A 26,610-nucleotide genomic window follows, 5' to 3' on the forward strand; every position below is an offset into this window, starting at 1 on the left:
AGGAATCTATGAAATGCCCGAAATGCGGGGCGGAAGTGCCCGTGGAATGGCAGGGAGAACGGGTGGTGCGCTGCGCCAAATGCGGTCAGGGAATGTACGCGAAGGCGCACCCCTCTACGGGGAAAAGCGTGCCTGTAAGCGAGAATACCTTTAATGAGGAACTAAAAAAGGAAACGAAATATGTGGCGGCGCAGATCTATCAGGACAAGCTGGACACCCCGGCCTTTCAGAAGCTGCGCCAGGGCAGGGATTGGGCCAAGGAGCAGAAGCGGAAGATCGAGAAGGAAACCCAGGCCCTGGGGAACTACACCTCGCCCTGGAAGATCACTTTTTTCCTGTTGGTAGGTTGCGTGCTCCCCGCTGCCTACTATATGCTGGGCCTCTACACCAAAGACGACGACCCTGTATACTGGGGTATGGTGGTGGTGAGCACGGCCTGTTGGTTTTTTTCCCTGAAGTCCTGGTTCGACCAGAAATTTAGCAGCTGCTTCGGGGTGATTTTTGGCTGGGTTCTGGCGCTGGCGATGGGCCTGAGCATGCACCTGGGGCTGGGCCTGCTCACGGTAGAAGGGACCGGCGTGATGGAGAATACCGCTCTGGGCCGAGGCATTTCCGGGGCTTTCGGCGCGGCGATGCTCTGTGTCTGGCTCTACTACCTCTTTGTGTACTCCAGAAAAATGCAGGGGCGAATCCAGCGGATTGCCGCGTATAAGAAGGAATCCCGTGAAAAAAAGGACTCCTTTTCCGACCTGGAAAAGGAGCTGCGGGAGGACTGGGGCCGCCTGCTTCACCGGATAGATTCCAAATATCAGGGGCCTCAGGAGGAGATCGAGGGTGACCCCCGGTCCCGGGAGTATAAGCAGGCCATGATCTAAAGGGCCTTTGACAAGATCGCTGTGACGGCGCTGCCTATGGAAATTGAGGCTGCGGTGCACGAAAAGATAAAAGAGCAGGCCCGGTCCCTGCTGGATTCCTTGAATGAGCTGGGGACATGAGGGCGTCGTGACCGTCTTGACAAGGCTCTTGAAATCTGCTACAATATGCGGTAGAGTTTAGAAAGGAGCGCGGTAAATATGGAAATTCATTACACGCCCAAGGGTGTTTGCAGCCGGCAGATCGATGTTGTTCTGGAGGGAGACGTCATTAAATCGGTAAAGTTCACCGGCGGATGCAGTGGAAACACCCAAGGAGTGGCGGCTTTGGCCCAGGGTATGACCGTGCAGGAGTATATCAAGCGCTGCAAGGGCATTAAGTGTGGTCCGAAAAGAACTTCCTGCCCGGATCAGCTGGCGGAAGCGCTGGAGGAGGCCCTGATGACGGCTACCGTTTGAGAAGGGGAAACTTTCCGATTTCGAGAATGGAGAATATCTGTATTGTTTCTTGGGACGGTGTGGCTTTGTCATGCCGTCTTTGGCTTTTATAGTTGCTAACCGGGAATGGGAGAGTGGAACGCGGTGGCAAAAACAGAAAGCGCAGCCAACGCGTGTCACTTGCCCGCGCCGGAATACAGCAGGGATTCGCGCTGAGAATATAAACTGTCAAAGAAGTTCTTCCAGGCCCAACCGCTTTCTTAACGGGCCGGATTCACCTGCGGGTCAGTTGGTAAAAAGCTATGGCGCTGGCAGCGGCCACGTTCAGGGAATCGACGCCGTGGGCCATGGGAATCCGCACGGTATAGTCGCACTGGGCGATGGTCTGAGGGGCGAGGCCGTCTCCCTCGGTGCCAAGCACAATGGCCAGCCGCTCCTCCCGGAGCAGCTGGGGATCAGCGATGTCCAGGGAATTCTCCCGTAGGGCCATAGCCACCGTTTTAAAGCCCAATTTATTCAGAAAGCCTGGCCAATTTTCAGGCAGATAGGCCCAGGGTACCAGAAAGACATTGCCCATGCTTACTCGCAGGGCCCGCCGGTAGAGAGGGTCGCTGCCCTGGGTGGTGAGCAGCACGGCGTCGATATCCAGGGCGGCGGCGGAACGAAAGATGGCGCCTAAATTGGTGGGATTCATCACGTTTTCCAGCACGGCGATCCGTCGGGCTCCCTGGCAGACCTCCTGAGCAGACCGGAGAGGCGGGCGCAGCATGGCGCACAGCATTCCCCTGGTCAGGTGGAAGCCGGTGAGCTGACACAGGACGGCCTCCTCAGCCACGAATACAGGGACAGTGCCGCAGCGCTCCAAAAGGGGCCGGGCTTTGTGGAGGGCGTGCTTGCGCTCCATCAGAAAGGACACGGGCGTGCAGCCGGTGTCCAGCGCCCTGCCAATGACCAGGGGGCTTTCCCCGATGAACAGCCCATTGGCCGGGTCGGCCCGGTTTACAAGCTGGTTCTCCGTGAGCCGGGCGTAGACGTCCAGCTCCGGCGCGGCAAAATCTGTGATCTCAATGAGCCGAAACTGCTCCATTGGGTATCGCCCCTTTCCAAAGGCTTTTTCAGAGTATATTTTTTGAGAGTATATCGTGGCCTCCGGCAGCTGGGGGTTTCTTCTCACCTGCCGGTTCGGTCGGTGCTTGACGGTCCCCACAGGGGACCAGCACCCCCAGACCCCTGACCAGCTGTAAACTTGGCGTTGCCAAGTTTACAGCTGGACCGGCCAAAACCGTCCAGGGTAAAAGTTTCGTCCACCTTTTTAAAGGTGGTGGGGGTAGAGGGGGGGTGACAATCGCCAGTGGCGATTTCCCGTCGCTGACCGAGCCGGCAGGCGAGACTCGAAGCCCCTCCCGCCGGAGAACGCGTTTCTGTGCGTTCAGAGGCCATGGTTTCACTCTGGACCAAACTTTTTGAAAAAAGTTTGGAATAAAAACTCTTACCCTGGTTGGCTTTTGCGCACTCAGCCAGCCAGATTAAAATGTTTCGTAGACTTCGCTCTGCGAAGTCTTGCCTTTCTCAAAGGCGGTGGGGTTTGGGACAACGTCCCAAGGTTTTGCCCTTGACCTTAACATCCGATAAAATAACGCAGGAGGGTAGCATAAACGTCCCGGTGGGACGTTTTGCATAGGGGGGGTTACGCTTCCGCTCCGGTCGGCGCTGGTCCCCACAGGGGACCAGCGCCCCTCGTCGGGGGGCGTTCTGCCGGATACTTGGCAAAACCAAGTATTGCAGACAACGCTGCGAATCGACCGAGCCGGGGAAGCTCCCCGGTGGGGAAGAGTTCATGCAAGCATGAACTCTCCCGACCGAGTCGGCAGACGAGACCAGGCGAGACCCCTATCCCGACTGCGAAGCAGGCGAGAAGTTCCTGGGCCTTGGAACCAGCCGGCTGTATGGATGAGCGTATCCGCCAAAGGACGCTCTGGACCAGCTGGAATCTGGACGCGCTGCCGCGAGAGCTCAGCCCCCATATCACTCCCCCAAAGTATATCCCATTTCAGGAAAAAACGCAAGTGGGAGGAAGAGGCAAAACCCCGCCTGTCTGGCGGGGGCGGCTTGAACTGCCTTATGGTTTCGGACTGGGGGCGGGGGCAGGGCTGCTCTCAGCCTGCGCCCGTTCCGTCTTTTCGGCGTATTCCCGGATGGAGAGCAGGGGGAGTCCTTGCTCTTCATAGCCAGTGGAAGCCGCGGCTTCGCCGGTATCCAGGTCGATGGTGAACTCCCCGAAAACTCCTTCGCCGCCGTAGCTAGAGACAGTGACAATCACCTTTTTTGCCTCCTGGGGCGGACCGGCAAAAGAGCAGGTCTGGACAGCCGTGTCGCCGAATTGATAGCGGCCGTCGCCGAAATCCCCGAACTCCCGAATATCTCCCCCCAGATCGGTTCCGTCCAGAGCTCTGGCGCTGGCGGAGACGCCCGCCGCGCCCAGATAGGGATAGGAGAAGGTGGCGGTAAATTTGCTGGGGGAACTGCTCCAGCCGGTAAGGCTTAGCCCGTCTATGGAAACGCCGGCGGCCTCCCGGGATTCGGAATACCCGGCGTTGGCGGTCAGCTGAAACTGGAGCTTTACAGGCTCGATAGAGACGACCCGGCCCCGTTCGTTTCGGTCAATATCCTCCTGGGTGCGGCCCGACAGGTTTCCCAGAACCGCGCCAACCTGAACCGTGGAACCGTCCTCCGCCTTCTGGGACAACTTGACTTTTATAGGGCCGCTCTCAAAGTAGTAGCCCTTTCGGATGAAAACGGGAAGGTCGCAGAATTCTGTTCCCCCGGGTTCGCCGTTGATTTCCACGTTCCAGCCGGGAATGTTGGAATTGCCTGCGGATTCCTCGGTGAAGAAGGACTGCATGTTCAGCAGCCGGCTGTCCTTGGCCTCCAGCCGCAGGGTAAAGAAAACATATTCCCCATCGCAGTAGGCCTCTGTAACCGTAACTTGATACTGGCCGTTCTCTCCGTTCACCCCCACAGCCCGCACTAGTCCGTCATAGGTTGCGGCGTTGGCCCCCAGGGAGTTGATCCGGCGGAAGGCTTCCCCAATCAACGGGAGGCCTTCGGCGAAGGCGGGGAACGCGGTGTTAATGCCCAGAAGCACGATGGAGGCAAGGATAAAGGACGCGGCCATAACGCCGGCTTTTTTCAGCCAGACCAGGGAGACCGGCTTTCTCTTCAGCGGCTTGCCAGCCTCTTCAATGAGGATTGGGTCGATATAGCCGATGCCCTCAAACAGATTGCAACTGGTTTTCATAGGATCTATCCTCCTTTTCTAGAAATGATTTCAGTTCCAACCGCAGGCGGTACATTTTTTGAGCCAATTTTTTCGGGGAGATGCCGGATTCTTCCGCAAGCCCGGAAAGGGAGATCCCATACCAGTACCGGCGGACAAAGAGCACCCGGTCCTCCCGGGGCAGAGAAAAGAGCCAGCGGCTGATGGCCTCTCCCAGCTCAGCGCCTTCCAGGTCTTGCTGAACGTCCACCGGCGACGGAATGGAATCCTCCAGTTCCTCAAGAGCCTGGTCCAGGCCGTTGTACCGTTTCTGCCGGTGGTTTTTCCGCCACAAGCTGACGGAGATATTCCGCACAATCCGCCCCAGCCATGGCCGGAGTTTTTCCGGCCGCTGGGGTGGGATGAGGTTCCAGGCCTGAAAAAACGCCTCGTTCACACACTCCTTGGCATCCTCGCCGTTAGACAATAGGCTTGTGGCGATTCCCAAACAGAACGCGCCATATTTGCACTCGGTTTGCACGATGGCGGCCTCGTCCCGTCTCCAATATAGTTCTACAATTTCTCGGTCGTCCATTTGTGTCCTCCTTTTTTCCGAATCCTGAGGGCCCTCTACTTTTTAACTCGCCATTCAAACCAGAATATTGGGAAAAACGAAGAAAATCCCGAAATGCTGAGAGATCTCGGGAGGGAGGCTTACGAAGGCGAAAAGCCTGTATTTTGATAGATTTGGACTCGTTGGCTATAAGAATAGCACAGAGCCTGGGGATAAGTCAACCGCTTGCCCCGTGGCGATAGACAGAGGAAGTCTTGTGGAATTGCTTTAGAAAACACAAGTATAGGTGCAGGAAAAAGCCGCTTTTTCATCTTTTTGCGGGGAACCGATCTTGAAATATGCCGGAATTTGCGCTATACTTAAAATATAGTATAGTTTTTGGAAGAAAGCGGCTTTTCGCGCTTATCTTTCCAAAAGGTATAAAATGCGGTATAAAAAGCAATAGGGCAGAGCCGCCCGGTTCAAAATCTTTTTTGAGCTTCATTAACGATCGCGTTTTTGTCCGCAGTAAAAAAGGAGTGGCAATTTATGGTCCTAAAAATGAATTTTCTATCAAAGCACCTGGGGATGCAGACCAACGTTACGGTATGCCTGCCCTCTTTTTCTTTTGCCGATGTAATGGAGAAAAGGGAGAACGTCTACGTAAAGGGCATGCGCTATCAGACGCTCTATCTGCTTCACGGCGGCAGCGGGGACGATTCAGACTATGTGAACTTCTCTAATATCGTCCGCTATGCTGATGATCACAAATTGGCCGTGGTAATGCCCTGTGATTTTAACGCGGACTATACAGATGCGCCCAAAGGCCCCCGGTATCTCCGCTACGTGACGGAGGAACTGCCCGCCATGGTTCAGGCGGTACTGCCGCTTTCCGATAAGCGGGAGGATAACTTTATCGGCGGGCTTTCCATGGGGGCGCATGGCGCTATGAAGATTTCCCTGCTCTACCCCGAGCGCTTTGCCGCTGTACTGGTTATGTCCGGCGCTGCCCGCAGCGCAGAAACTATGGACCTGATGAGGCAGGCCCGGCCGCAGTCTAATGACCCCGATGCTATGCCCATGCCGGATATGGCCGACATTTATGGCGATCTCAGCCAGTTCCGGGGCAGCAAACACGATGCATATGCCGCCGCCGAACAGGCTGTGGCCGCGGGAAAGCTCTTGCCGGAGTACTTTTTTGCCTGCGGCAGCGATGATTTCGCCCTGCCCCGGTGCAAATTTGGCTATGAGGCGCTGACAAAGCTAGGTTTTCAGACCCACTTCCTGGAGGTCCCTGGCTATAAGCATGAGTGGGATTTCTGGGATATGATCCTGCGCAAGGCCATTGCCGAATGGCTGCCCATCCGGCATCAGGTGATTTATCCTGATTAGCCTGGTTTGCCAGGAACATGCAGTTAGCGCGAAAAAGGAGGAGTGCCTATGACAAAGGAAAGCCGGATTGATAAATATTGGGTGCGGGACAAGACGTTCTATCATAAGGTGCTGATGATCCTGATCCCCATTGTGTTACAGTCTATCATCAACCAAGGCGTAAATATGATGGATACCATTATGGTAGGAAAGCTGGGAGAGGCCTCTATTTCCGCCTCCAGTCTGGCAAACCAGTTCTATAACATTTTTGTATTCCTATGTATGGGCATCAGCGCCGCGGGCTTGGTTCTTTCCAGCCAGTATTTTGGCGCGGGGGACTTGAAAACCGTGCGCAGGGTGTTCGATCTGGTACTCCAGATTGTGATTGCCGGCGGGGCCGCTTTTGCCATCGCGACTTTTCTTCTGCCCGCGCAGATCATGAGAATCTTTACAGTCGAAGAGGATGTTATCCAGCTGGGGGCCCAATATCTGCGGGTCACGGCCTTGGTCTACCTGCCTCATGGGATTAGTCTGGTGCTGTCCAATGTGATGCGCTCCATTGGCAATGCAAAGCTGGGCCTGTATGTGTCCATCGCCTCCTTTATCATCAATATTGGCGCCAATTACATATTCATCTTTGGTAAGCTGGGCGCGCCCGCCTTGGGCGTGATGGGCGCGGCTGTCGGCACCTTGATCGCTAGGGGAGTGGAATTCCTCTTCTGTGCTGTCTACTTGTTGAAGTATGAAAAAATTTTGCGGTATCAGGTGCGGGGATTGCTGAAAGCGCCCACCAAGGAGCTCTTTGGCGAATTTCGCCGGCTGGGGCTGCCCGCCATCATTTCAGACTCCCTGCTGGCTCTGGCGGCCAGCGCGATCTCGATTATCCTTGGCCACATGGGGAAAGAGGTCGTCTCCGCCTATGCCATTGTCACCGTTATGGATCGAATGGCTACGGTAGCCATCCAGGGTGTTTCCAGCGCTTCTGGCGTGATCATCGGCCAGACGGTGGGGGAGGGAGAATTCGACCGCGCGCAAAAAGAGGGATGGACGTTTCTGATCCTCTCCGTCCTGATTGGTATCCTTGGCGGCATTCTGGTGCTTGTTCTGGGAGAGTGGTCTGTGGCCCTCTATGAGATTGCCCCGTCTACCATAAAGATTACAATATCTATGATGGAAGCCAGCGCCATTATTGTGTTTTTTCAGGCCATCCAGAGCGCCCTCTCCAAAGGAATTCTTCGGGGCGGCGGCGACACAAAGTTTCTGATGGTCGCGGACATTATTTTCCAATGGGTGGCATCGGTTCCCCTTGGAGCATTGGCGGGACTGGTATTGGGCCTGCCGCCCGCTCTTGTGCTGATTGCTCTACGCATTGATTTTATTATTAAATCAGTCTGGCTGGTTTTCCGCCTGAAAAGTGGGAAATGGATCCATAAGGCAAAGAGTATGGAGGAAAGAGAGCCCGACAGAAGTTAAGGCTATGGAAAGCCCTCATATAGTAAACGCAGTTGAAAAGAGGTATATCTCTTTTCAACTGCGTTTACTATAAAATTTATGGAACAGATAAGCCGTCCGGCATGAAAAAACGGGCGGCTTTTTCTTTTGCCCTGTCAAAGCCTCCAGGGCTGAAAAAACTTGGGGCCCGCAGAGCGGGCGAATCCATCTTCCCTAGCCGGGGTACCCCCGGTGGCAAGACGCGATATCGCGCAAAGCAACGCGCTCGCCGGTGCTGGGAGATAGCAGGTCCACCGCGCCCGGGGTACCCCCGGTGGCAGGTCGCGACGTCGCGCAAAGCAACGCGCTCGCCGGTGCTGGGAGATAGCAGGTCCACCGCGCCGGGGGCTGGTCCGGGCGGGATTTTTCGATACCCCGAGTGCCATGCAGCGAGGGAAAAGTTTCGTTGTCTCACCTGCCGGTTCGGTCGGCGCTTGACGGTCCCCACCGGGGACCAGCGCCCTTTTCAAAGGTTGCGGGGTTTTTAGGGGGAGAGTTCGTAAGACGAAGTCTAACGAACTCTTGAGCCCAAGAGTTGACCGAATCTTTGATTTGGATCAACTCTAAACCGCCGGAGGCCTCCCCAAAAATAAAAAAATTCCAAAATATGCAACCATTTTACCAAAACCGGGATTCTTATAGATAGAGAGATTTTTAAACTATATAAGAAGGAGAAATTATCATGAAAAAGCTCATATCCATTCTTTTGGCCCTGTGCCTGCTCATCGCCCTGTTCTCCGCCTGCCAGAACAGCGAAGCCGAGAACAGCAAGCCCAAACTGGCCGCGAACCGGGACAAGGCCCCCTCCCGCCCGGAATTGACCCTCTGTCTGGACCTGTCCGGAAGAGTTGGCGGCGACGCCAGCGGGGATCTGAAGAATTTTCTGAAAACCTATGTGCCTGGATACCAGGAGGACTTCAACGTGACTGTGGAGAGCCTGAACGCCGGAAGCGAAAACCGGGAAAACGCCATGACCCGGGTCCGCACGGAGATGATGGCCGGGGCCGGGCCGGACCTGTTCCTCTGCAGCTGCCCGGATTCCCTGGACCCCGGCATGGCGGAGGACCTGTCCATCCCCATCATCACCGGGCTGTTCCCCTATCCCCGGGCGCTGATGGACCGGAACATGTTCCTGCCCCTGGACGAATACATGGAGGACGCGGAGTTCCTGGACCTGGACCAGCTCTATTCCCAGATCATGGAGGCCGGGCGGGGCGAAAAGGACCAGCAGCTGCTGCCCCTGGGCTGGACCACCGTGGCGGGACTCTTTGACAAGGAGGAGTACACCCTTGCCGAGGAGCTGCCTATGACCTGGGACCAGATGCTCCAGAGCCAGGACCCCGGCGTGCAGCGAGCCTGCTGGGACTGGGAGTTCGGGGGCAGTCTGGGGGTGCTGGCGGACTACGAAAAGGACGTCCCCAGCTTCACCCTGGAGGAGCTTTCCGCCCAACTGGAGGGGGCGTTGAAGAATCTGGAACGGCGCGGGGCCGGGGAGTTTGACGGCGTCATGGGAATATGCGGAGAGTTCCTGGGCAAGCCGAATCCCTCCCATATCTGCTCCAAAAGCCCGGATTTCATCATGATTCCTCAATACAACCGGGACGGCGGTGCCACCGCGTATATTACGGCCTTTGGGGCGGTGAACGCCAACACGGAGTACCCAAAGGAGGCCTTTCAGGTGCTGGACTGCCTCTATAGCCGGGAGGCCCAGCAGAAGTCGGGGCTGTTCTCCTGGATCAGCGGCCTGCCCGTGCGCAAGGACCTGCTGAACGAGGACGGCAAGGTGGAGGAGCCCTTTGAGTTGGGGAGCAAGACCTACAAGAAATGGTACATGAGCCAGTGGAACTACCAGCAGCTCCAGAGTCTGGCGGAGCAGGTGAACGCCGTGGACTTCTTCAACCCCATGTATCAGGAGCTGACGGACCTGTGGAGCGAGTACCAGCGGGAGGAGGACCCCGGGGAGCGGCGGAAGCTTACAGAGGAGCACTACACCACCCTGAAGATGATGCTAGCTGAATCTTAGCCCGGGGTACCTCCGGCTGGGAGCCCCCGCAGGTAAGCCGCGCCGGGGTACCCCCGGTGGCAAGCCGCGATGTCGCACAAAGCGACGTGCTCGCCACTTCTAGGAGGTAGCTGGTCCACCGCGCCGAGAAGCCATCGTGGGGAGATCGCACCCAGGCTGGCAGAGTTTTGCGAATCAAAACGGAAAGATAGACCGAGCATAGCGAATGTCTATCTTTTTGACACATGGCGAAAACTAGCTTTATCCTTTCGCTATTCTGTGCGCCATGTGCTGGGTCCGGGCGGGATTTTTCGATACCCAGAGTTCCATGCAGCGAGGAAAAAGTTTCGTCCACCTTTTCAAAGGTGGTGGGGGTGGAGGGGGCAACGCCCCCTTCTCGCCGGAGGCCTCCCAATAAAAAATAAAACAAAAATTCCCAAAACGTGCAACCATTTTCCCAAAACCGGGATTCTTATAGGTAGAGAGTTTTATTCCACCCAAAAGGAGAAATTATCATGAAAAAGACCGTATCCGTTCTCTTGGCCCTGTGCCTGCTCTTCACGCTGTTCTCCGCCTGCCAGGGCGGTGAAACCGAGAGCAGCAAGCCCAAGCTAGCTGCTGAGGCCCAGAAGGAAAAAGCCGCCAGCTCCGCTCAGAGGGAAGAGGATGTGGAGGTGCTGCGGGTAGTGACAGACTTGGACTGCCGCAGCACGCTCATGGGCAGGGCTTCCAACGCCTCCCAGGGAAAGCGTACTTTTCAGACCATCCTCAAACATTTTGGCGGCACGCCCAGCGGCATAGAGGTGGAACTGGAGATTCTTCCCGCCGAGATGGGCGGGCCCTACGACTCTGAGCTCACCCACCTGCGCACGGAGATCATGGGCGGGGGCGGGCCGGACGTGTTTCTCATGTCCGGCTTTGGAGACGGCGGGAGTGCGACCCCGGCCAACACCCTGTTTCAGAATCCGGAGAGCGCCATGAAGAAGGGCTTCTTCCTGCCCCTGGACGACTACATCGAGAACGCCCAGTTCATGGAGTTCGACAAGCTGGACCAGGGGGTCATGGCCGCTGGGCGCAACGACCAGGGTCAGGTGATCCTGCCCATGTTCTACCGGCTGAACGAGATCCAGATCAACCGGGAGATGGACCCCGCCCAGTTCCCCAGCGACTGGAACGGCGCCGCCGCCAGCGACAACGAGCTGGTCCAGTGGGCCGGAGCCCAGTGGGCGGGCTATGGCTTCCGGAACGCCTGCTTCGGGAAAATCGCGGACAACGAGAGCGAGGAGCTGCTCATCACCGGGGAGGAGCTTTTCCAGCGCACGAAGGAGGCGCTGGAGCTGTGCAAGGCATACGCCCCGGAGATGAGCCGTTTGCAGGAGCTTCAGGGCCAGGGGGACTACAACGTGTTCCTGAAAGAGGTCGCCGTCAATGTGACCCCTTGGGGGAGCGGGTATATCGCTATGGAGGATAACGTGAACTCCTCCTACGTGCTGAAAAACCCCCAGGGAGAGATCAGCGCGCCCATTGAGACATGGTGTGCCGTGAACAAGAACACCCAGCACCCCCAGGACGCGTTCTTCATCGTGGACCTGCTTCTAAGCAAAAAGTTCCTTCAGCAGGAGGATTTTTGGAACAAGGAGCCCTCTTATCAGTACCACCCGGACCAGATGACCTTTTTCTGGATGGCGGGGCAGGGCTATCTGCCGGTATACAGTACGCTGCTCACCAACTCGAAAAATACCTATAAATTCGTCAACCCTTTGAACAACGCCCAGCGGAAGCTGCTGTCGAAAACCCGGGACGAGATCAGCTACGCCTATTTCACCAGCAACCTGGACCGGGAGATCGACCGGATGTATGGGGAGCTGTCCGTCAGGACCTACGTGGGGGAAGAGGTCACGGACGAGGAGATCCGCAAGGCCACGGAGAAGTGCTACACCACCCTGAAGATGATGCTGGCTGAATCTTGACGCCGAGGTCCTAGCGGACGGCAGGTCGCGACGTCGGGTAAAGCGACGCCCTCGGCGGTGGGATGGGGAAGCTCGTCTTTGGTGGAGGGATTACGTGGTCAAGGGGCGGAGACCTTGGCGTTGCCAAGTCTTGGCCCCTTGCAGGGTGTGGGACAGCGTCCCACGGTCTTGTCGTAGGCGGCGGTCTGTGCCGCCGGAGGCCAATAAATACTTATAAAAAAATTCAAAACAACTCCAGCAAAATATAAGGGGGAATTCCCATGAAAAAGTCACTGTCAGTTCTCTTGGCCCTGTGCCTGCTGGCCGCCCTGTTCTGCGCCTGCGGGAAAGGGGAGACCGCCTCCGGCTCCCAGGGCGAGGGGGATCTCTCCCAGCTGCCCCGGCTGACCCTGTGCGTGGACCTGGGCACCGAGGTCCTGGGTCCCCAGATCAGCCAGATCACCGACGCCCTCCCCGGCAGCTGGAAAGAGTACATGGTGATTACCGAGACCGTGCCCGTGGACGGCCCGGAGCGGGAGAACACCCTGACCCGCCTGCGCACGGAAATCCTGGCCGGAAAGGGCCCGGACGTGTTCCTGTGCAACAACGCCGTCTGGGCGTTCCGGGGGACACGGGGGCTGTTCCCCTTCCCGGAAAAGGCCATGAAGAACCGGATCTTCCTGCCCCTGGACAGCTACATCGAGAAGGCTCAGTTTATGGACTGGGACAAGCAGGTCCCGGCAGTGATGGAGGCCGGGCGGGGAGAGGAGGGGCAGATGCTCCTACCCCTGGGCTTCAACCTGCCTGTGACGCTGTTCCCCAAGGAGACCGGAGGGCTCACGGAAAAGCTGCCCATGCCCTGGGCGGAATCTTTGGAAAGCGGCGACCGCCGGGTGAGTTATGCCGCCACCTGGTGCGGCCTGGAGGATATTCTGGGGCAGGTGGCGGACTACGGCAAGGACGCCCCCGTCTTCACGGAGGAGCATCTTCTAGAGATCGCGGAGAAGTGGGTGGATCAGAAGAACAGGATTGACCGGGGGGAGTACCCGGAGTTTACAGAGTATGTGCCGGATTTTGACAACTACCGCTCCCTGCCGGAGATCTGGACCGGCCCCGTCTATGGCTTCGGCGCGGAGATCGACCTGGAGGGCCAGGACTACTACATGATCCCCGCCTGCAGCGAGGCGGGGGGCCTTACCGCCCAGATCAGCGCCTTCGGCGGCGTCAACCGGAACACCCAGATGCCCCAGGAGGCCTTCACGCTGCTGGACTACATCATGAGCGAGAACATGCAGCGCACCTTTCTCTATGGCTACACCAACGGCTTCGCGCCCCAGAGGGGGTTGGCCCAGAAGGACAAGACCATTGGGGGCAAGACGGCCAGCCAGTGGAACATGGACCAGTATAACGGCCTGCTGGAAAAGATCGACCGGGCGGATTTTTATACGGAGGTGAACGAGCAGCTCTGGAGCATCCTATCCGCCGTGAACGAGGAGAGAAAGCCCCTGGAGTCCTCTGTGCACAAGGCCTACACCACCATACAGATGCTCCTGGCTGAATCTTAGCGGGGAGCCCCCGCAGGCGCGACGCGATATCTCGCAAAGCCCGGGGTACCCCCGGTGGCAGGTCGCGATGTCGCGCAAAGCGACGCGCTCGCCACTTCTAGGAGATAGCTGGTCCACCGCGCCGGGGGTGGGAACCGGGCGGGATTTTTCGATGACCAGAGCGCCATGAAGCGAGGGAAAAGTTTTTGATCCAAACTTTTTTCAAAAAGTTTGGCGCAAGTGTGGGTCGCGCAGGCCCATGACCTTGCCGTAGCCGCGGGGAAGATTGCCAGTGGCAATCGTTCTGACCCGACCGAGTTGGCAGACGAGACCCTTTGCGGCGGAGGCCCCATATTACTCAAAAAAATCATCGCAAGAGCTCAATAAAACAAAAAGGAGCTATTCCCATGAAAAAGATCGTATCCGTTCTCTTGGCCCTGTGCCTGCTCATTGCCCTATTCTCCGCCTGCCAAGGTGGCCAAACCGAGAGCGGCAAGCCCAAGCTGGCCGCCGAGGCTCAGAAGAAAAAAGCCGTCGCCAGCGCTGCGGCCAGCCAGGCCCTGCAAGAAGAGGAGGGGATTAAGCCACTGCGAGTAGTGACGGACAGCTATCAGATTCGAAGTTGGTTCAGCGAGAGCAAGTCCGCTCCGGATCTGGGCAAAAAGGCCTTCCAGGAAATTCTGAAGCATTTCGGCGGCACACCCAACGGCATGGAGGTGGAACTGGAGGTGCTGCCCCTGGAGAGTGGGCGCTACGAGGCGGAACTGACGCATCTGAGGGCGGAGCTCATGGCCGGGGCGGGACCGGACGTGTTCCTGCTCTCCGGCTTCGGGGGCTGCGACGCCAAGCTGCCGGAGAGCAGCCTGTTCCCCAATCCCGAGCACGCCATGGCCTCCGGCTTCTTCCTGCCCCTGGACGAGTACGTGGAGAACGCCAGTTTCATGGACCTGGGCAAGCTGCAAAAGACGGTGATGGACGCCGGATGTTATGAGGGAAGCCGGTACATTCTGCCCATGTTCTACCGCCTGCCCTTTGGCGACATCTACCGGGAGGGGAACCCGGTGAATCCGGCGGAGCTGCCCGCCAGCTGGGACGAGGCCCTGGTCCACGAGGAACAGCTGGTCCGGGACAACTATGGGATGCAGATGTTTTCCGTTGGCTTCCGTCAGGCGGTTTTCGGGCAGATTGCAGACAACGTGAACGAGGAGTTGTTGATCGAACAGGAGGAGCTTTTTCAGCGCACGAAAGAGGCGGTGGAGCTATACCGGGAGATGAAGAGCCACTATACCCCTATCACCTATGATGAGACCGTCAACTCGTCCTGGGGGGATATAGTAAGCGGAGGAAAGGCAACGAGCAGCGTCCCGGACGAGACCTTTTATGCGCCCCGGAACAGCCAGGGCCAGATTGCCGCCGCTGTGGAGCACTGGTGCGCGGTGAACAGGAACACCCAGCATCCAGAGGACGCCTTCTTCATCGCGGACATACTGCTCAGCAAGGAATTTCTCAGCCTGGAACGGTTCTGGGGCAAGGAAAATACCGCCCATGACGGCAAGGGCAAAGAGACGAAAATGTTCTGGATGGCGGCCACGGGAAATGTGCCGGTGTATGCGGACTATCTGACGACGGGCATATCCTATCGGAACGCGACGACCTATAAGAATCTTCGGGAAGCCCTGGCGGAGGCGGAGAGCGATATCGCCTATGTGTATTTTACCGGCAATGTGGACAAGGAGATGGACCGGATGTTCCGGGAGTTCATCGACAAGGTGGACGCCGGGGAGGAGATCACGGACGAGGAGATCCGCAAGGCCACGGACAAGTGCTATAGCACCATGAAAATGATGCTGGCTGAGTCTTGACGGCGGGGAGCCCCCGCAGGTAAGTCGCGCCGGGGTACCCTCGGTGGCAAGACGCGATATCGCACAAAGCAACGCGCTCGGCGGTGGGAATAGAAAGCTCGTCCACCGTGCCGGGGGTTGGTGGGGGGGGGTTCGCGGTCCAGGTGCGTTAGGCACCTGGTGGGGTTTTGGGGTGAGTGTTCTGCCGGATACTTGGCAAAGCCAAGTATTGCAGACAAGCTACGAACCGACCGAAGCGGGGAAGCTCCCCAGTGGAGAAGAGTTCATGCAAGCATGAACTCTCCCGACCGAGTCGGCAGACGAGACCAGCTGAGACCCAAAGCCCCAAGCTCTTGCCGTAGGCCCCTCAATAAAACAAAAACAAAAAATTTTTCAAAAATATGCAACCATTTTCCAAAAACCGGGATTCTTATAGGTAGAGAGATCTTTAAACTATCAACAAGGAGAAATTGTCATGAAAAAAATCATATCCATTCTGTTAGTACTGTGTTTGACCATCGCCCTGTTCTCTGCCTGCCAGAACGGGGAGACCCCCAGTTCCAGTGCCCCCGGCGGGGAAAGCGGCGGGGAGCCCCAGCCCGAAGTGACCCTGGCCCCGGCGGCGGAGGAATCAAAGCCGGAAGAATCGCAGCCGGAGAACAGCGACACGGTGCGGGTGCTCATCGACCTGAAATTCGCCCGGGAGGTATGGGTGGAGGGCACGACCACCCGGAACAGCGACTACACCATCCGCAAGGCCATGCAGCAGGCCGGTTGGGAGGGCGATTTCGCCTTTGAGTACCTGCCCCATGAGGGAGAGGAGCGGACGAACGCCCTTCAACGTATGCGAATCGAGATTATGGCCGGGAAAGGCTCGGACCTGTTCATTCTGGCCAGCGCCGGCATGCTCTATGGGCCCGAACCCCTGTTCCGCTACCCGGAGCAGATGATGGACCGGAGCACTTTCCTGCCCCTGGACAGCTACATTGAAAACGCGAGCTATATGGAGTGGGACAAGCTCATCCCCCAGGTGATGGAGGCCGGGCGCAACGAAGAGGGCCAGCAGATTCTGCCCTTGTGCTACTCCATGCCCGTGACCCTCATTGAGGCGGACAAGGCCTCCCACGAGCACAGCCCGGAGACGACCTTCCAGGATCTGGCGGAGAGCGGCGACCTGGTCTTGAAGCTGGCGGCGGCCTCCAACCGGGTGATGCCAAGCGAGCAGAGTGGGGGAATGAAGTACTATCGCTCCAGCCAGTGGCGACTGGAGAGCGTGTTCCCCAGGCTGGCGGATTACGATACCGAGGAGCTGGCCTTCACCCAGGACGAGCTGATGGACGTGATCCATACCCAGCTGGAGCTGGGGGCTCTGTGGGATTCTCCCGACCGACCGGCGGCGTTTCAGGAGCAGCTGATGGCGGAGATGAGCGAGACCGGCGATTCCATGGACCCCTATTACGAGGGAATCGGCAATCCCTCCCACAGCTCCTCAGAGGAGGACCGGGCCTACACCATGATCCCCCTCTACAACACCCGGGGGGGCTGCACCGCGGCGGTGACCTGTTACGCCGCCATCAACCGCAACACAAAGCATCCGGAGGAAGCCTTTCTCCTGCTGGACTATCTCATGAGCAAGGAATGTATGCAGACCAGCTTTTATGAGCCGGTTTTTACCTTTGGCCTGCCGGTGCACCGGGAGCTGCTTCAGCCCGAGGAGAAGATCCCGGGCATAGGCGGTATGCGCTATGACATGAATCAGGAAAACTATGAGGAGCTTCAGAGCCTGCTGGGAAGCGTCACCGGCTCCAGGTTCCGGGACGTGCTGGATGTGCAGCTGGAAGAGATGATGGCCGACGTGAGCTCAAAACATTTTCTGGATACCCACGACGACCCCCAGTGGGACGACATGCGGGAATACTACGAGGATTCCATTGAGGATATGGTGGACGAGCGCTACCGCCTCATGAAGATGATGCTGGCCGAGTCCTAGCCGGGGTACCCCCGGCGGGGAGCCCCCGCGGGTACGTCGCGATGTCGCGCAAAGCGACGCGCTCGGCGGTGGGAATAGAAAGCTCGTCCACCGCGCCGAGAAGCCATCGCGGAGAGATCGCACCCAGGCTGGCAGAGTTTTGCGAAGCAAAACGGAAAGATAGACCGAGCATAGCGAGTGTCTATCTTTTTGACACATGGCGAAACCTAGCTTTATTCTTTCTCTATTCTGTGCGCCATGTGCTGGGTCCGGGCGGCATATTTCGATACCCAGAGCGCCACGTAGCGAGGGAAAAGTTTGGTGGGGTACTTAGGGGCGACGCCCCTAAGCCGCCGGAGGCCATACCATCATCCCAAAAACATCGTCCCCCAAAACACCCTCCCCAAACGCGCGGCATTCCTTGTATCACATAGAAATTGACAGACGCGTTCCCTTTTTATATAATATATCATAGAATCAAGAGCTATGGGAGTGATTGCCATGAAACGATCCAAAAGCGCTTTGCAGGGCTACCTGCTCATCGCCCCGCTGATGATCGGCTGTATTCTGTTTTACGCCATCCCATTTGTGCTGGTGGTGCAGTATTCCCTCTCCACGGGAAGCGGCGGGGCAAGCAGCTTTGTGGGCCTCATCAATTATCAGGACGTGACCTCCAATGGGATGTTTACTCTGGCCTTTGGAAACACCATGCGCTTTCTGGCTGTGGGACTGCCCCTGATCATGGTGCTGGCCTACCTGATCGCCCTTCTGATGCAGAAGCAGGCCGGAAAGCACAAGCTGCTGAAATCCGTGTTTCTGTTTCCCTATATTATGCCTGTGGTGGGCGCGGTGATTCTGGTGGAGCTGCTCTTTCATGAGACAGGCCTGGTTTCCGGTTTTTGCCAGGCCCTGAACCTGCCCGTGACCGATTGGCTGGGCGGGCCCGCCGCCTTTGGAGTGGTGGTTTTGCTCTACCTCTGGAAAAATACCGGCTATAGTGTGATCCTGCTGTTGGCGGGCCTTGTCACCATCCCGGAAGAGCAGTATGCCGCAGCCGATCTGGACGGAGCCTCCAGCTGGCAGAAATTCTACTATATCACCACGCCGCAAATGTGGTATTCGGTGTTTTTCGCTTTGATTTTCTCCCTGATCAATGCTTTCAAATGCTTCCGGGAGATCTTCCTGATTGGTGGCACCCATCCCAACGAGAATATCTATATGCTCCAGCATTTCCTCAATAACAGCTTCGAAAATCTGAACTATGCCAAGCTCTCCGTAGCATCTATACTGCTTTTGATCGTGGTGCTGGCGGCCTTTGCCGTGTTTTATGGATTCGTAAGAAAAAAGGAGGCGTTCCGGGCATGAAAAAGACTTCTTGCTTCAGCGGCCTTTTCGCGTTGCTTCTAGCGTTTGTTTCCATCGCGCCATTCGTCTATGTGCTCACCCTGAGTTTTCTGCCCGCGGGGCAGAGGCTGACCTTTCGCTACTACTATGACGTGTTCCTGGGCAGTTCCCAATATTTGGTGCGCTTTTGGAAGAGCATGGGAATCTGCGGGGCGATTGTGGCCGGGCAGCTGGTGGTTTCGGTGCTGGCAGGCTATGGCTTTGCCAAATGTGAGTTCCCAGGGAAAAACACCCTGCTCTTTGTCCTGATGATCCTCATGGTTCTCCCATTGCAGGTCACCCTGGCCCCCAACTACATCATGCTGGACAATCTGGGCCTTCTGGACACTTACTACGCCCTGATTCTTCCCTCTATATTTGTGCCGCTGGGAGCCTTCATTCTGACCCAGAGCTTCAAGTCTGTCAGCGCGGACATCATCGATGCCGCCAAACTGGATGGCTGCGGCGTCTTTCGTATGCTTACGAAAGTGGTGCTGCCCATGAATACCAGCGGCCTGGTGTGCGTTACCCTGCTGTCCTTTCTGGACGGCTGGAATATGGTGGAGCAGCCCATCGCCTATCTGAAAGACTTTATTCGCTATCCCATTTCCGTTGCTCTGGCATACGTGCCCCCGGCGGACCCCACCCTGCAACTGGTGTGCTGCATCCTGGTGGTGATTCCACCCCTGTTCCTGTTCACCTATTTCAACAAGGAGCTGGTAGAGGGCATCGTCCTGGCGGAAGTGAAGTGAGAGGACTCTCTTCTCTGTTGCTTTGCGGGGCGTCAGCAAGGCGCATTGAAATTTTAAGAAGAAAGGCAGGGTAAACGCAATGAAAAAGAAAGCGCTGTGCGTGTTTATTTTAATATTTTGGATGCTGGTAGCCGTCACGATGATTTCCATGCGGGTGGAAAAGATTATGATTCCTCAGGTGGTAACCACTGGGGCGCGAAATGATAGAGGCGCCAGCGGGGGCGTTTTGCCCCTGGACGCGCTGTTTGTTGACGATACGGGGATGCACCTTTATACTACATACGAGGGAACGGGTTGGGAGGCCGGGGAGCGCGCCCGGGAACAGGATCCCTCCAGCTACGAGGTGGATTTTGAGGCGGAAAAGATCAAGGTGGAGTATTCCTGGGGCGTGGTCTACATTCAATATGCCTCCAAGCCGATTCGGGAGGGCGAGCTGGTCAACGTGAACAAGACGGGCGAATGTGTGCCGGACCACTGGCTGGCGGTGTTTCCGGAGGGAACGCCGGAGATCGGGCCCTTGAGTGAGGGGGTGTCCATTGAGGAGCGGAACGGCCAAGCGGTGCAGTTCTCTGTGGAAAAGGCCCAGGAGCCCTATATGGATGGCCGGGCCAAGAGCATGATCCCGGAGCTGCGGGAGGCACGGGTGTATAGCTTCTCCCAGATGGGGCTGTTCCTGGAGAGCCTGACCGCCGTTGGGTTGGTGTTCGCCATGCTGCTGGCCGCCGTGACCCTGTGGTTGGGGTCCTGCTTTATGGCCCGGGAGGCCGGGAAAAATTGGGTTCCCCTGCTGGTGAACGGGTTCTTGGCTCTGACGCTGCTGGTCTGCCTGCCACTGGCACTGGGCGCGGTCAATCTTCCCTCTTCCATGCTGCCCAGGGAGCAGATCACCGATTTTGGCTATTTCATCCGGCAGTATCAGGAATTCTTCAATGCGCTGAAGAGCTTTTCCCCAGGCTCCTCCACCATATCTATGCCGGAATCAGAAGCGGGGCAGGTAATTGTGGCCTATAAAAATGGAATTATCATGCGTCCCCTTCTGATCATGGGGGTGGGGATAGCCCTGCCGGCGGCGCTGATTGTGGTGGAACGGGCAGTGTTGCAGATCCGCAGACGGCCCCGGATCAAGTGAGGTGAGAAAAACCCCTGAGCCGCCGGAGGCCAAAACATCGTCCCCCCAAAAAGTCCGGAATCCCCCTCTTGCATCGGGGACGGTTTTCTGCTATACTGTCCCTGATTTCATCCAAAAGGAGGGAGCGCTGTGTCCCAGAGAGATTCCCGGCCCGCCCGGCCGGAGTACGATGATCCCGCATTTTTCCTGCAATACGCCCAGATGCCCCGAAGCCGGCAGGGGCTGGCCGCCGCTGGAGAGTGGGCTCAGTTCAGCCGGATGTTTCCGCCCCTTACGGGCAGGCGGGTGTTGGATCTGGGCTGTGGCTACGGCTGGCATTGCCGTTTTGCAGCGGAGCAAGGCGCGGCCGAAGTACTGGGGCTGGACCTGAGCGAAAAAATGCTGGAGAAGGCCCGGAGCATGGGGGGAGAAATCCAATACCGGCTCTGTGGAATTGAGAACTATGAGTATCCGGAAGCCGCCTGGGATCTGGTGGTGTCCAATCTGGCGCTGCATTATGTGGCGGATTTGGACCGCGTCTTTTCCCTGGTGCGCCGCACGCTCGCAGAAGAGGGAGTCTTTCTCTTCAACATAGAACATCCGGTATTTACTGCCGGAGTGGGCCAGGAGTGGGTCTATGGGTCAGACGGCAGGCCCCGGTATTGGCCGGTGGACGGCTATTTTCAGCCCGGCGAGCGGTCTACCCATTTTTTGGGCTGCCCTGTGGTGAAGCAGCACCATACCTTGACACAGATTCTCATGGGCCTGCGCCGGGCGGGGTTTGCTCTGGATTGGGTGGAGGAGGCCCAGCCCCCGGAAGAGATGAAGAATCTGCCGGGGATGGAGGATGAATTTCGCCGTCCCATGATGCTCCTGGTGCGGGCGCGGAAGGAGTGAAAAGAGGATGGGGAGAAAGCATCAGATCTCCTGCCACGGAGACGAGCGGCGGTTTGCTGTTTTGGCGGAATTTATCGCGGATTATTTTGGCAAAAGCGTGAAGTATATCGCGGACATTGCTGGAGGCCAGGGGGTGCTCTCCCGGCTGTTGACAAAAAAGTATAACTATGAGGCCGAGGTAGTGGACCCCCGGCATTATGCCCTGGTGGGGGTGAAACACCGGGAGGCCCTGTATACGCCGGATATGGCGGCTTATTACGACCTGATCGTAGGTCTGCACCCGGATGCGGCCACTCGTCCGGTGGCGGAGAGCGCTTTGATACGTCCCACGGTGATTGTGCCCTGCTGCAATTACTGGGACAAAACCCGCAAACTGAATTCCATCGCAATTGCGGATGAGATCGGGAAATTTTATGGGGAAAACGGCGTCTCCTACCAGCGGTTTCAGCTGGATTTCAGCTACCCGAACATCTGCCTGGTATCGGCCCCGCCCGCTGAAAGCGGGAAATCTAGGAAACATACTTGAAAACCGAAATTTACCGATTTTCAGGCTGGGCGGCGCAGTGTCCTACATCTTTTAAACTGGGTTTGCCGTAACCGAAAAAGAGTCTTGCCGCGGCTTCGCGGGCATGGTTCTGCTGGGAACGATTCAGGAAAGCCAGAGTTTTGCACAGTCATCCGGAACAATAAAAAGAAGCAGCCTATTCTCAATCGCTTTCAGAATAGGCTGCTTTCTTGCGAGATGCCCGCAGTTTTTCTTCTGTTATATTGTTAGCGCGGTTCAAAATAGGCGCGATTCTTTTGAATCGAGCGGAAAAGCCGTCCGGCTTTTCTTAATCATACAGCGCGGGAATTCTGGGGCTATCCTGGTTCTTTCCGCTCCAGAAATGATCAATCCTTGGCAAGGGTAAACTCATTTACCAGCTGCTTCAAACCTGCGGCCTCCGCAGAGAGCTCCTGGCTGGCCGCAGCGCTTTCCTCTGAAGTAGCGCTGTTCGTCTGTACCACCGTGGAAATCTGGTCTACCCCCTCGGTCACCTGGGTGATGGAGTTCGTCTGGTTTTCTACCGCTTCCACCACAATATCCATTTGGGCGGTCACATTGCCGGCCAAGACGCTGGTACGCTCCAGGGACTCGGTAACCTTAATTACCACTTCGCTGCCTTCGGCAACGGCGGCAATGGATCGCTCAATCAGATCTTTAGTGGCTTTGGCGGCTTCATCGGACTTGGACGCCAGATTACGCACCTCACCGGCAACAACGGCGAAGCCTTTGCCCGCCTCTCCGGCCCGGGCGGCCTCTACGGCGGCGTTCAGAGCCAGAATATTGGTCTGGAAAGCGATGTTCTCAATGGTGGCAATGATAATGGAGATTTCCTCGGAAGAACGGGAGATTTTTTCCATGGCGCTGTTCAGCTCGCCCACCTGCTTTACGCTAACGCCCAGCTGCGCGCCAGCCTGACCCACAAACTGACCTGCCTCCTCCGCGGCGGAAGCCGTGCGTTTGGCATTGGAGGAGATGTCGTTGATTGTGGCGGCCAGCTCCTGAACTGAACTGGCCTGCATCATGGATCCCTGGCTTAAGGTCTGGGCCCCGGTAGAAACCTGATCGCTGGCGGCGGATACCTGTCCCGCTGCCGCGTCAATCTGCCGCATTGTGGCGCTCATCTGGAGCTTCAGGGTGCGCATGGATTCCAGAATTCCCTGGAATCCGCCCACATACGCGTCCCGATGAGAGGAGGTTATGTCAAAATTTTTCCCAGCCATTTCTGTCAGCAAATAGCCGATGTCCTGAATGATGGTGTTCAAACCAGCCACCAGTTCCGCCGTGGACTGGGTCAGCTCGGCGGTTTCATCCTGCCCATGGGTCTGGGGTACGGGCGAGGCCAAGTCTCCCGCAACCAGCTGCTTCATTCGTTTGGCGCAGGCCTGCATTGGCCTGCTGATGTTGCTGGAGAGCTTCAATGCCACAAAAATAGAAGCTATACTAGAGGCAAGCATAACCGCGATGTTGATAAACATGCCAAAGTATGTATCCGCCAGGTAGTCCTTTTTCATGGCCGTAACCGCGACGCTCCAACCATCTGTGCCGCTCACCGGGGCATAGGCCGCGAAGCGGGGACCATCGGAATCCTGGAAGCTCCCGAATCCGCTGCCTCCCTGGCGCATAGCGCTGTGAATGGCGGCCAGCTCCTTTAAGGAGGAGTCTGTTTTCGCCTCTTGCTCAATATTTTGGGTGGTGATTGTCTCCAGGGTGGTGTCGGCAATGGTGTCGCCGGACTTGTTTATCATATAGGCCCGACTGCTTTCGCTGATTTTTATGGAGGAGACAATGTCGTTCAAGAAGGTTTCCGGGGGCACAAAATAGACTACGCCCACAATGGAGCCGCCCTGCTTTCCGCCGTCATAGATGGGAGCGGCTACCATAATGGAGAGCTCACCCGTGATCTTGCTGATCAGCGGCTCGGACACATATACCGTTCCCTGCATGGCAAGCTGTACATACTCCCGGTCGGAATAGTCGTTTCCATCAAAAATGCTGATTCCGTCCGCGCCCACAATATTTCCCCGCTGGAAGCCGTGCATACTTACCCGCTCATCAATGATGGCCCGCTTTTCCTCCACGGGCACATCCTTGTCGGACAGTTGGGGGATGCAGCCTGTATCCATTGCGACATTTCGATAGGCGCTCAGTTCCTGCTCAATGCGCTCGCCGGCCAGGGCAACTGTTTCGCACATCATCTGTTCCACCGTGGTTAGGGTGCTCCGATAATTCAGCATGATGCTGGAAAGGCCTACCGCAAGCAGAGCTACGACGACTGTGGTGATCAGACATACTGTGATTTTTTTTCGGATACTGTTCATCTCGATACACTCCTGTTTTGTAACATAAGGCTTTCAACCTATCTTATTATAGGACATCCGGCGCTGGATTGTCAATCCATATAGTGGGAAAGTGAGAGGGAAAAGCAAGACTTTTTTCAGAGTGGAAGGCGGGTTTGGGAAAAGACAGGGAGAGCCAGGCGGAATCAGGTTTTCAGACGGGATGGACAATCAATATCTGTCTAGAGAGCCTATGGCTCCCCCTAGACAAACGGGAATTCGCGTACTATAATTATTATATCCACAGCAGGGGAGGACGCGCTGTGGGCCTGAGAGAAATATCAATTCGGAAAGGAAGTCAGTATGAAGAAAATTGCAAGTTTTACTGTGAATCATGACAAGCTGAAGAAGGGAATGTATCTTTCTCGGGTAGACGGGGATGTAATCACCTATGATATCCGTATGAAAAAGCCCAATGGCGGGGATTATCTGAACAATGGGGCCCTGCACACGTTTGAGCATTTGTTTGCCACCTATGCTCGGAATTCCCGGCTTACGGACGAGGTGATCTATGTGGGGCCCATGGGCTGCCGCACCGGATTTTACTTTCTCCTTCGGGATACGGTGAGCAAGACCCAGGCCATCGAGCTGGTGAAGGAGTGCTTTCAGTTTATCTCCACTTTTGACGGCGTGATTCCTGGCAGCAGGAGGGAGGAGTGCGGAAATTATCTAGAGCACGACCTGCCCGGCGCCAGAGAGGTGGCGAAGGATATGCTCTCTGTGCTGGAGAATTGGACAGAGGAGAAACTGCAATACGAAGAATAGGCGGGTAAGGGCCAGAAAGCCGAAAAACCGCCAGGTTGTGACAGGCAGCTTCGACAGAAAAATAAGCCAGCCGGGTGCTAGAATATGAGCCATTGGTTTTGCGGAAAAGTTTTTGGAAAGTTTTTGGCATAATTTTCCACAGACAACCCATACTTATGGAGCAAAACCTAAATTCTGGGGCAAAGGCCGTTTCCCTGAAAAACGTCCGGCCCCTGTAAAGAAAGGAATGTGCTCATATCCATGAAAAAATTACTGGCGATGTTTCTTCTGATGCTACTGGCGGCGCTGCCTGTTTTGGGGATCCCCGCCTCAGCCAAGGGATTGTCGGATTATATCACTGTTACCGGCTACAACCCCAAGGTGGATTACATGGCTGAGATTATGCGGGTTCTGCGGGATGGCGGAACCTATGCCATGCAGGTGGGCGCTATCTATGAACAGCAGAGGAACCTGAAAATCGAAACCCTGAAGCTGGACTATAGCAAAACCACCTATTTCACAGACTACACCACCGCGAAAGAGATCCTTGCCGCTATGGAAGAGGCCAACAAACCGAAGCCCAGCTATACAGAAGAGGATCTGGACCTGCTGGCACGGATTATCAACGCGGAAGCTGGCTGCGACTGGATGCCAGACTGGGTGCAGCGCATGGTGGGCAGCGTGGTGCTTAACCGGGTGAACAGTGTGCATTTTCCTAATACTATCCGGGATGTGATCTACCAGCCAGGGCAATATGGGCCGGTCTATAACGGCTCCATTCACAAAAAGCCCAGCCAAAGAGTGATTGAAAATGCCCGGTATCTGCTGGAGAACGGGAGTATCTGTCCGCCCAACGTCACCGGTCAGACCGGCATGATCACCGGCAGCGGGCTCTATACCAGCTACTATGATTCCGTGCTGGGAACCACCATCTATTTCTGCTACACGTAAGCATCAGAAGAAAATCGAGCCGCAGGGCAAAGGGTTTGTTGGAATTTTTAGAAACAGCCCCTTGCTTCGGCCAAAAGTCAAGAGTAAATTACAAAAAAGTTCAAAAAATTTTCCCGACTTATGAAAAGCGGAGGTTCCGGCGTGTTCGGAACCCCCGCTTTTGTGCAAAAAGGCAACAAAAAACCAAACCGGGCGTTTTTTCGCTTCCGGCTCCGCTCCCTTTGTGTTCAATTATTCGGGGGCTATGTTATATACCGCTCGAAAAGCATTTGCGGCGTTACCCACCCCAATATCCGCCGCGGTCACTTCATCAAAGCTTGTTCCCTTTGGAAAGAAACGCCGAATTATGCGGTTCATGTTTTCGTTGCTTCCCCGTTCGTATGCAGAATACGGGTGGCAATAATAACTCTTTGTGCGGGGCTTCCGCGCCCGCTTTGACCGCTCCATTCCGGCGCAATCCTGAAATTCGCTTCCGTTGTCAACCGTTATTGACCTGAACACTTGCCGGAACCCTGCGCCCATCCTCCGCTCTATACGGTCAATCCCCCGCACGACGCTTTCCATCGTGTGATCGGGAACGCGAAAAATCACGGGGTAACGGGTCAA

Annotated in this window: 21 protein-coding genes; 16 read left to right on the forward strand and 5 right to left on the reverse strand. The window is 56.4% G+C overall.

Annotated features, from left to right (window positions below; genetic code table 11):
• Window positions 1–8: 8 nt before the first annotated feature.
• Together D7X94_RS13300 and D7X94_RS13305 are read left to right on the forward strand one after the other, a co-directional pair.
• Window positions 9–875 (forward strand): hypothetical protein, encoded by an 867-nt coding sequence (locus D7X94_RS13300; RefSeq protein ID WP_120428160.1) that lies wholly within the window; start codon window positions 9–11, stop codon window positions 873–875.
• A 198-nt stretch (window positions 876–1,073) separates the two neighbouring features.
• Entirely contained in the window at window positions 1,074–1,331 is a 258-nt protein-coding gene (locus D7X94_RS13305; RefSeq protein WP_120428161.1) for a TIGR03905 family TSCPD domain-containing protein, read from the forward strand.
• A 253-nt stretch (window positions 1,332–1,584) separates the two neighbouring features.
• Here D7X94_RS13305 and D7X94_RS13310 read toward each other — a convergent pair whose 3' ends face one another.
• The 3 genes from D7X94_RS13310 to D7X94_RS13320 all read right to left on the reverse strand — a co-directional run bounded on the left by D7X94_RS13310 (window position 1,585) and on the right by D7X94_RS13320 (window position 5,161).
• Window positions 1,585–2,397 (reverse strand): TrmH family RNA methyltransferase, encoded by an 813-nt coding sequence (locus D7X94_RS13310; protein WP_120428162.1) that lies wholly within the window; start codon window positions 2,395–2,397, stop codon window positions 1,585–1,587.
• A 1,032-nt stretch (window positions 2,398–3,429) separates the two neighbouring features.
• Window positions 3,430–4,608, reverse strand: coding sequence for a DUF4179 domain-containing protein (locus D7X94_RS13315; RefSeq protein ID WP_120428163.1), 1,179 nt, complete (start codon window positions 4,606–4,608; stop codon window positions 3,430–3,432).
• Window positions 4,583–5,161: an RNA polymerase sigma factor gene (locus D7X94_RS13320; RefSeq protein WP_120428164.1), complete on the reverse strand. Its 579-nt coding sequence runs from the start codon at window positions 5,159–5,161 to the stop codon at window positions 4,583–4,585. Before D7X94_RS13320 ends, D7X94_RS13315 begins: the two co-directional genes overlap by 26 nt.
• A gap of 507 nt (window positions 5,162–5,668) precedes the next feature.
• Here D7X94_RS13320 and D7X94_RS13325 point away from each other — a divergent pair.
• The 12 genes from D7X94_RS13325 to D7X94_RS13380 all read left to right on the forward strand — a co-directional run bounded on the left by D7X94_RS13325 (window position 5,669) and on the right by D7X94_RS13380 (window position 21,952).
• The gene (locus D7X94_RS13325) at window positions 5,669–6,511 is read left to right on the forward strand and encodes an alpha/beta hydrolase (RefSeq protein ID WP_120428165.1); all 843 of its coding nucleotides are present in this window, start codon (window positions 5,669–5,671) and stop codon (window positions 6,509–6,511) included.
• A gap of 48 nt (window positions 6,512–6,559) precedes the next feature.
• Complete coding sequence (locus D7X94_RS13330) at window positions 6,560–7,963, forward strand: MATE family efflux transporter (RefSeq protein ID WP_120428166.1); 1,404 nt, start codon at window positions 6,560–6,562, stop codon at window positions 7,961–7,963.
• 700 nt (window positions 7,964–8,663) lie between these two features.
• Entirely contained in the window at window positions 8,664–10,004 is a 1,341-nt protein-coding gene (locus D7X94_RS13335) for a hypothetical protein (RefSeq protein WP_120428167.1), read from the forward strand.
• 494 nt (window positions 10,005–10,498) lie between these two features.
• The gene (locus D7X94_RS13340; RefSeq protein WP_120428168.1) at window positions 10,499–11,953 is read left to right on the forward strand and encodes an extracellular solute-binding protein; all 1,455 of its coding nucleotides are present in this window, start codon (window positions 10,499–10,501) and stop codon (window positions 11,951–11,953) included.
• Between the two features lie 260 nt (window positions 11,954–12,213).
• Complete coding sequence (locus D7X94_RS13345) at window positions 12,214–13,497, forward strand: hypothetical protein (RefSeq protein WP_120428169.1); 1,284 nt, start codon at window positions 12,214–12,216, stop codon at window positions 13,495–13,497.
• Between the two features lie 386 nt (window positions 13,498–13,883).
• Window positions 13,884–15,338 (forward strand): hypothetical protein, encoded by a 1,455-nt coding sequence (locus D7X94_RS13350; protein WP_120428170.1) that lies wholly within the window; start codon window positions 13,884–13,886, stop codon window positions 15,336–15,338.
• 454 nt (window positions 15,339–15,792) lie between these two features.
• Window positions 15,793–17,307 (forward strand): extracellular solute-binding protein, encoded by a 1,515-nt coding sequence (locus D7X94_RS13355; protein WP_120428171.1) that lies wholly within the window; start codon window positions 15,793–15,795, stop codon window positions 17,305–17,307.
• A gap of 480 nt (window positions 17,308–17,787) precedes the next feature.
• Window positions 17,788–18,651, forward strand: coding sequence for a carbohydrate ABC transporter permease (locus tag D7X94_RS13360; protein ID WP_158591025.1), 864 nt, complete (start codon window positions 17,788–17,790; stop codon window positions 18,649–18,651).
• The gene (locus D7X94_RS13365; protein ID WP_120428173.1) at window positions 18,648–19,421 is read left to right on the forward strand and encodes a carbohydrate ABC transporter permease; all 774 of its coding nucleotides are present in this window, start codon (window positions 18,648–18,650) and stop codon (window positions 19,419–19,421) included. The genes D7X94_RS13360 and D7X94_RS13365 overlap by 4 nt, the downstream gene beginning before the upstream one ends.
• A 79-nt stretch (window positions 19,422–19,500) precedes the next feature.
• Window positions 19,501–20,550 carry a hypothetical protein gene (locus tag D7X94_RS13370; protein ID WP_120428174.1) on the forward strand — a complete coding sequence of 350 codons (1,050 nt, stop codon included), beginning with the start codon at window positions 19,501–19,503 and terminating at the stop codon, window positions 20,548–20,550.
• Window positions 20,551–20,751: 201 nt separating this feature from the next.
• The gene (locus D7X94_RS13375; protein ID WP_120428180.1) at window positions 20,752–21,426 is read left to right on the forward strand and encodes a class I SAM-dependent DNA methyltransferase; all 675 of its coding nucleotides are present in this window, start codon (window positions 20,752–20,754) and stop codon (window positions 21,424–21,426) included.
• Between the two features lie 7 nt (window positions 21,427–21,433).
• Window positions 21,434–21,952, forward strand: a complete 519-nt coding sequence (locus tag D7X94_RS13380) for a hypothetical protein (RefSeq protein WP_120428175.1) — start codon at window positions 21,434–21,436, stop codon at window positions 21,950–21,952.
• Between the two features lie 365 nt (window positions 21,953–22,317).
• Here D7X94_RS13380 and D7X94_RS13385 read toward each other — a convergent pair whose 3' ends face one another.
• The gene (locus D7X94_RS13385; RefSeq protein WP_120428176.1) at window positions 22,318–24,291 is read right to left on the reverse strand and encodes a methyl-accepting chemotaxis protein; all 1,974 of its coding nucleotides are present in this window, start codon (window positions 24,289–24,291) and stop codon (window positions 22,318–22,320) included.
• Between the two features lie 321 nt (window positions 24,292–24,612).
• On the opposite strand from D7X94_RS13385, the gene D7X94_RS13390 reads away from it, so the two are divergent.
• The gene (locus D7X94_RS13390; protein WP_120428177.1) at window positions 24,613–25,074 is read left to right on the forward strand and encodes an S-ribosylhomocysteine lyase; all 462 of its coding nucleotides are present in this window, start codon (window positions 24,613–24,615) and stop codon (window positions 25,072–25,074) included.
• Window positions 25,075–25,314: 240 nt separating this feature from the next.
• On the forward strand, window positions 25,315–26,004 hold the full coding sequence (locus tag D7X94_RS13395) for a cell wall hydrolase (protein WP_120428178.1): 690 nt from the start codon (window positions 25,315–25,317) through the stop codon (window positions 26,002–26,004).
• A 231-nt stretch (window positions 26,005–26,235) separates the two neighbouring features.
• On the opposite strand, the gene D7X94_RS13400 is transcribed toward D7X94_RS13395, so the two are convergent.
• Window positions 26,236–26,610, reverse strand: a 375-nt coding sequence (locus tag D7X94_RS13400; protein ID WP_158591026.1) for an IS30 family transposase, incomplete at its 5' end; no start/stop codon positions are given.

Source organism: Acutalibacter sp. 1XD8-33, assembly GCF_003612555.1.
Lineage (GTDB): Bacteria > Bacillota > Clostridia > Oscillospirales > Acutalibacteraceae > Acutalibacter.

Coding starts and splice junctions, on each gene's coding strand:
- D7X94_RS13300 (WP_120428160.1), top strand. CDS start 9: ATGAAATGCCCGAAATGCGGGGCGGAAGTGCCCGTGGAATGGCAGGGA.
- D7X94_RS13305 (WP_120428161.1), top strand. CDS start 1,074: ATGGAAATTCATTACACGCCCAAGGGTGTTTGCAGCCGGCAGATCGAT.
- D7X94_RS13310 (WP_120428162.1), bottom strand. CDS start 2,397: ATGGAGCAGTTTCGGCTCATTGAGATCACAGATTTTGCCGCGCCGGAG.
- D7X94_RS13315 (WP_120428163.1), bottom strand. CDS start 4,608: ATGAAAACCAGTTGCAATCTGTTTGAGGGCATCGGCTATATCGACCCA.
- D7X94_RS13320 (WP_120428164.1), bottom strand. CDS start 5,161: ATGGACGACCGAGAAATTGTAGAACTATATTGGAGACGGGACGAGGCC.
- D7X94_RS13325 (WP_120428165.1), top strand. CDS start 5,669: ATGGTCCTAAAAATGAATTTTCTATCAAAGCACCTGGGGATGCAGACC.
- D7X94_RS13330 (WP_120428166.1), top strand. CDS start 6,560: ATGACAAAGGAAAGCCGGATTGATAAATATTGGGTGCGGGACAAGACG.
- D7X94_RS13335 (WP_120428167.1), top strand. CDS start 8,664: ATGAAAAAGCTCATATCCATTCTTTTGGCCCTGTGCCTGCTCATCGCC.
- D7X94_RS13340 (WP_120428168.1), top strand. CDS start 10,499: ATGAAAAAGACCGTATCCGTTCTCTTGGCCCTGTGCCTGCTCTTCACG.
- D7X94_RS13345 (WP_120428169.1), top strand. CDS start 12,214: ATGAAAAAGTCACTGTCAGTTCTCTTGGCCCTGTGCCTGCTGGCCGCC.
- D7X94_RS13350 (WP_120428170.1), top strand. CDS start 13,884: ATGAAAAAGATCGTATCCGTTCTCTTGGCCCTGTGCCTGCTCATTGCC.
- D7X94_RS13355 (WP_120428171.1), top strand. CDS start 15,793: ATGAAAAAAATCATATCCATTCTGTTAGTACTGTGTTTGACCATCGCC.
- D7X94_RS13360 (WP_158591025.1), top strand. CDS start 17,788: ATGAAACGATCCAAAAGCGCTTTGCAGGGCTACCTGCTCATCGCCCCG.
- D7X94_RS13365 (WP_120428173.1), top strand. CDS start 18,648: ATGAAAAAGACTTCTTGCTTCAGCGGCCTTTTCGCGTTGCTTCTAGCG.
- D7X94_RS13370 (WP_120428174.1), top strand. CDS start 19,501: ATGAAAAAGAAAGCGCTGTGCGTGTTTATTTTAATATTTTGGATGCTG.
- D7X94_RS13375 (WP_120428180.1), top strand. CDS start 20,752: ATGCCCCGAAGCCGGCAGGGGCTGGCCGCCGCTGGAGAGTGGGCTCAG.
- D7X94_RS13380 (WP_120428175.1), top strand. CDS start 21,434: ATGGGGAGAAAGCATCAGATCTCCTGCCACGGAGACGAGCGGCGGTTT.
- D7X94_RS13385 (WP_120428176.1), bottom strand. CDS start 24,291: ATGAACAGTATCCGAAAAAAAATCACAGTATGTCTGATCACCACAGTC.
- D7X94_RS13390 (WP_120428177.1), top strand. CDS start 24,613: ATGAAGAAAATTGCAAGTTTTACTGTGAATCATGACAAGCTGAAGAAG.
- D7X94_RS13395 (WP_120428178.1), top strand. CDS start 25,315: ATGAAAAAATTACTGGCGATGTTTCTTCTGATGCTACTGGCGGCGCTG.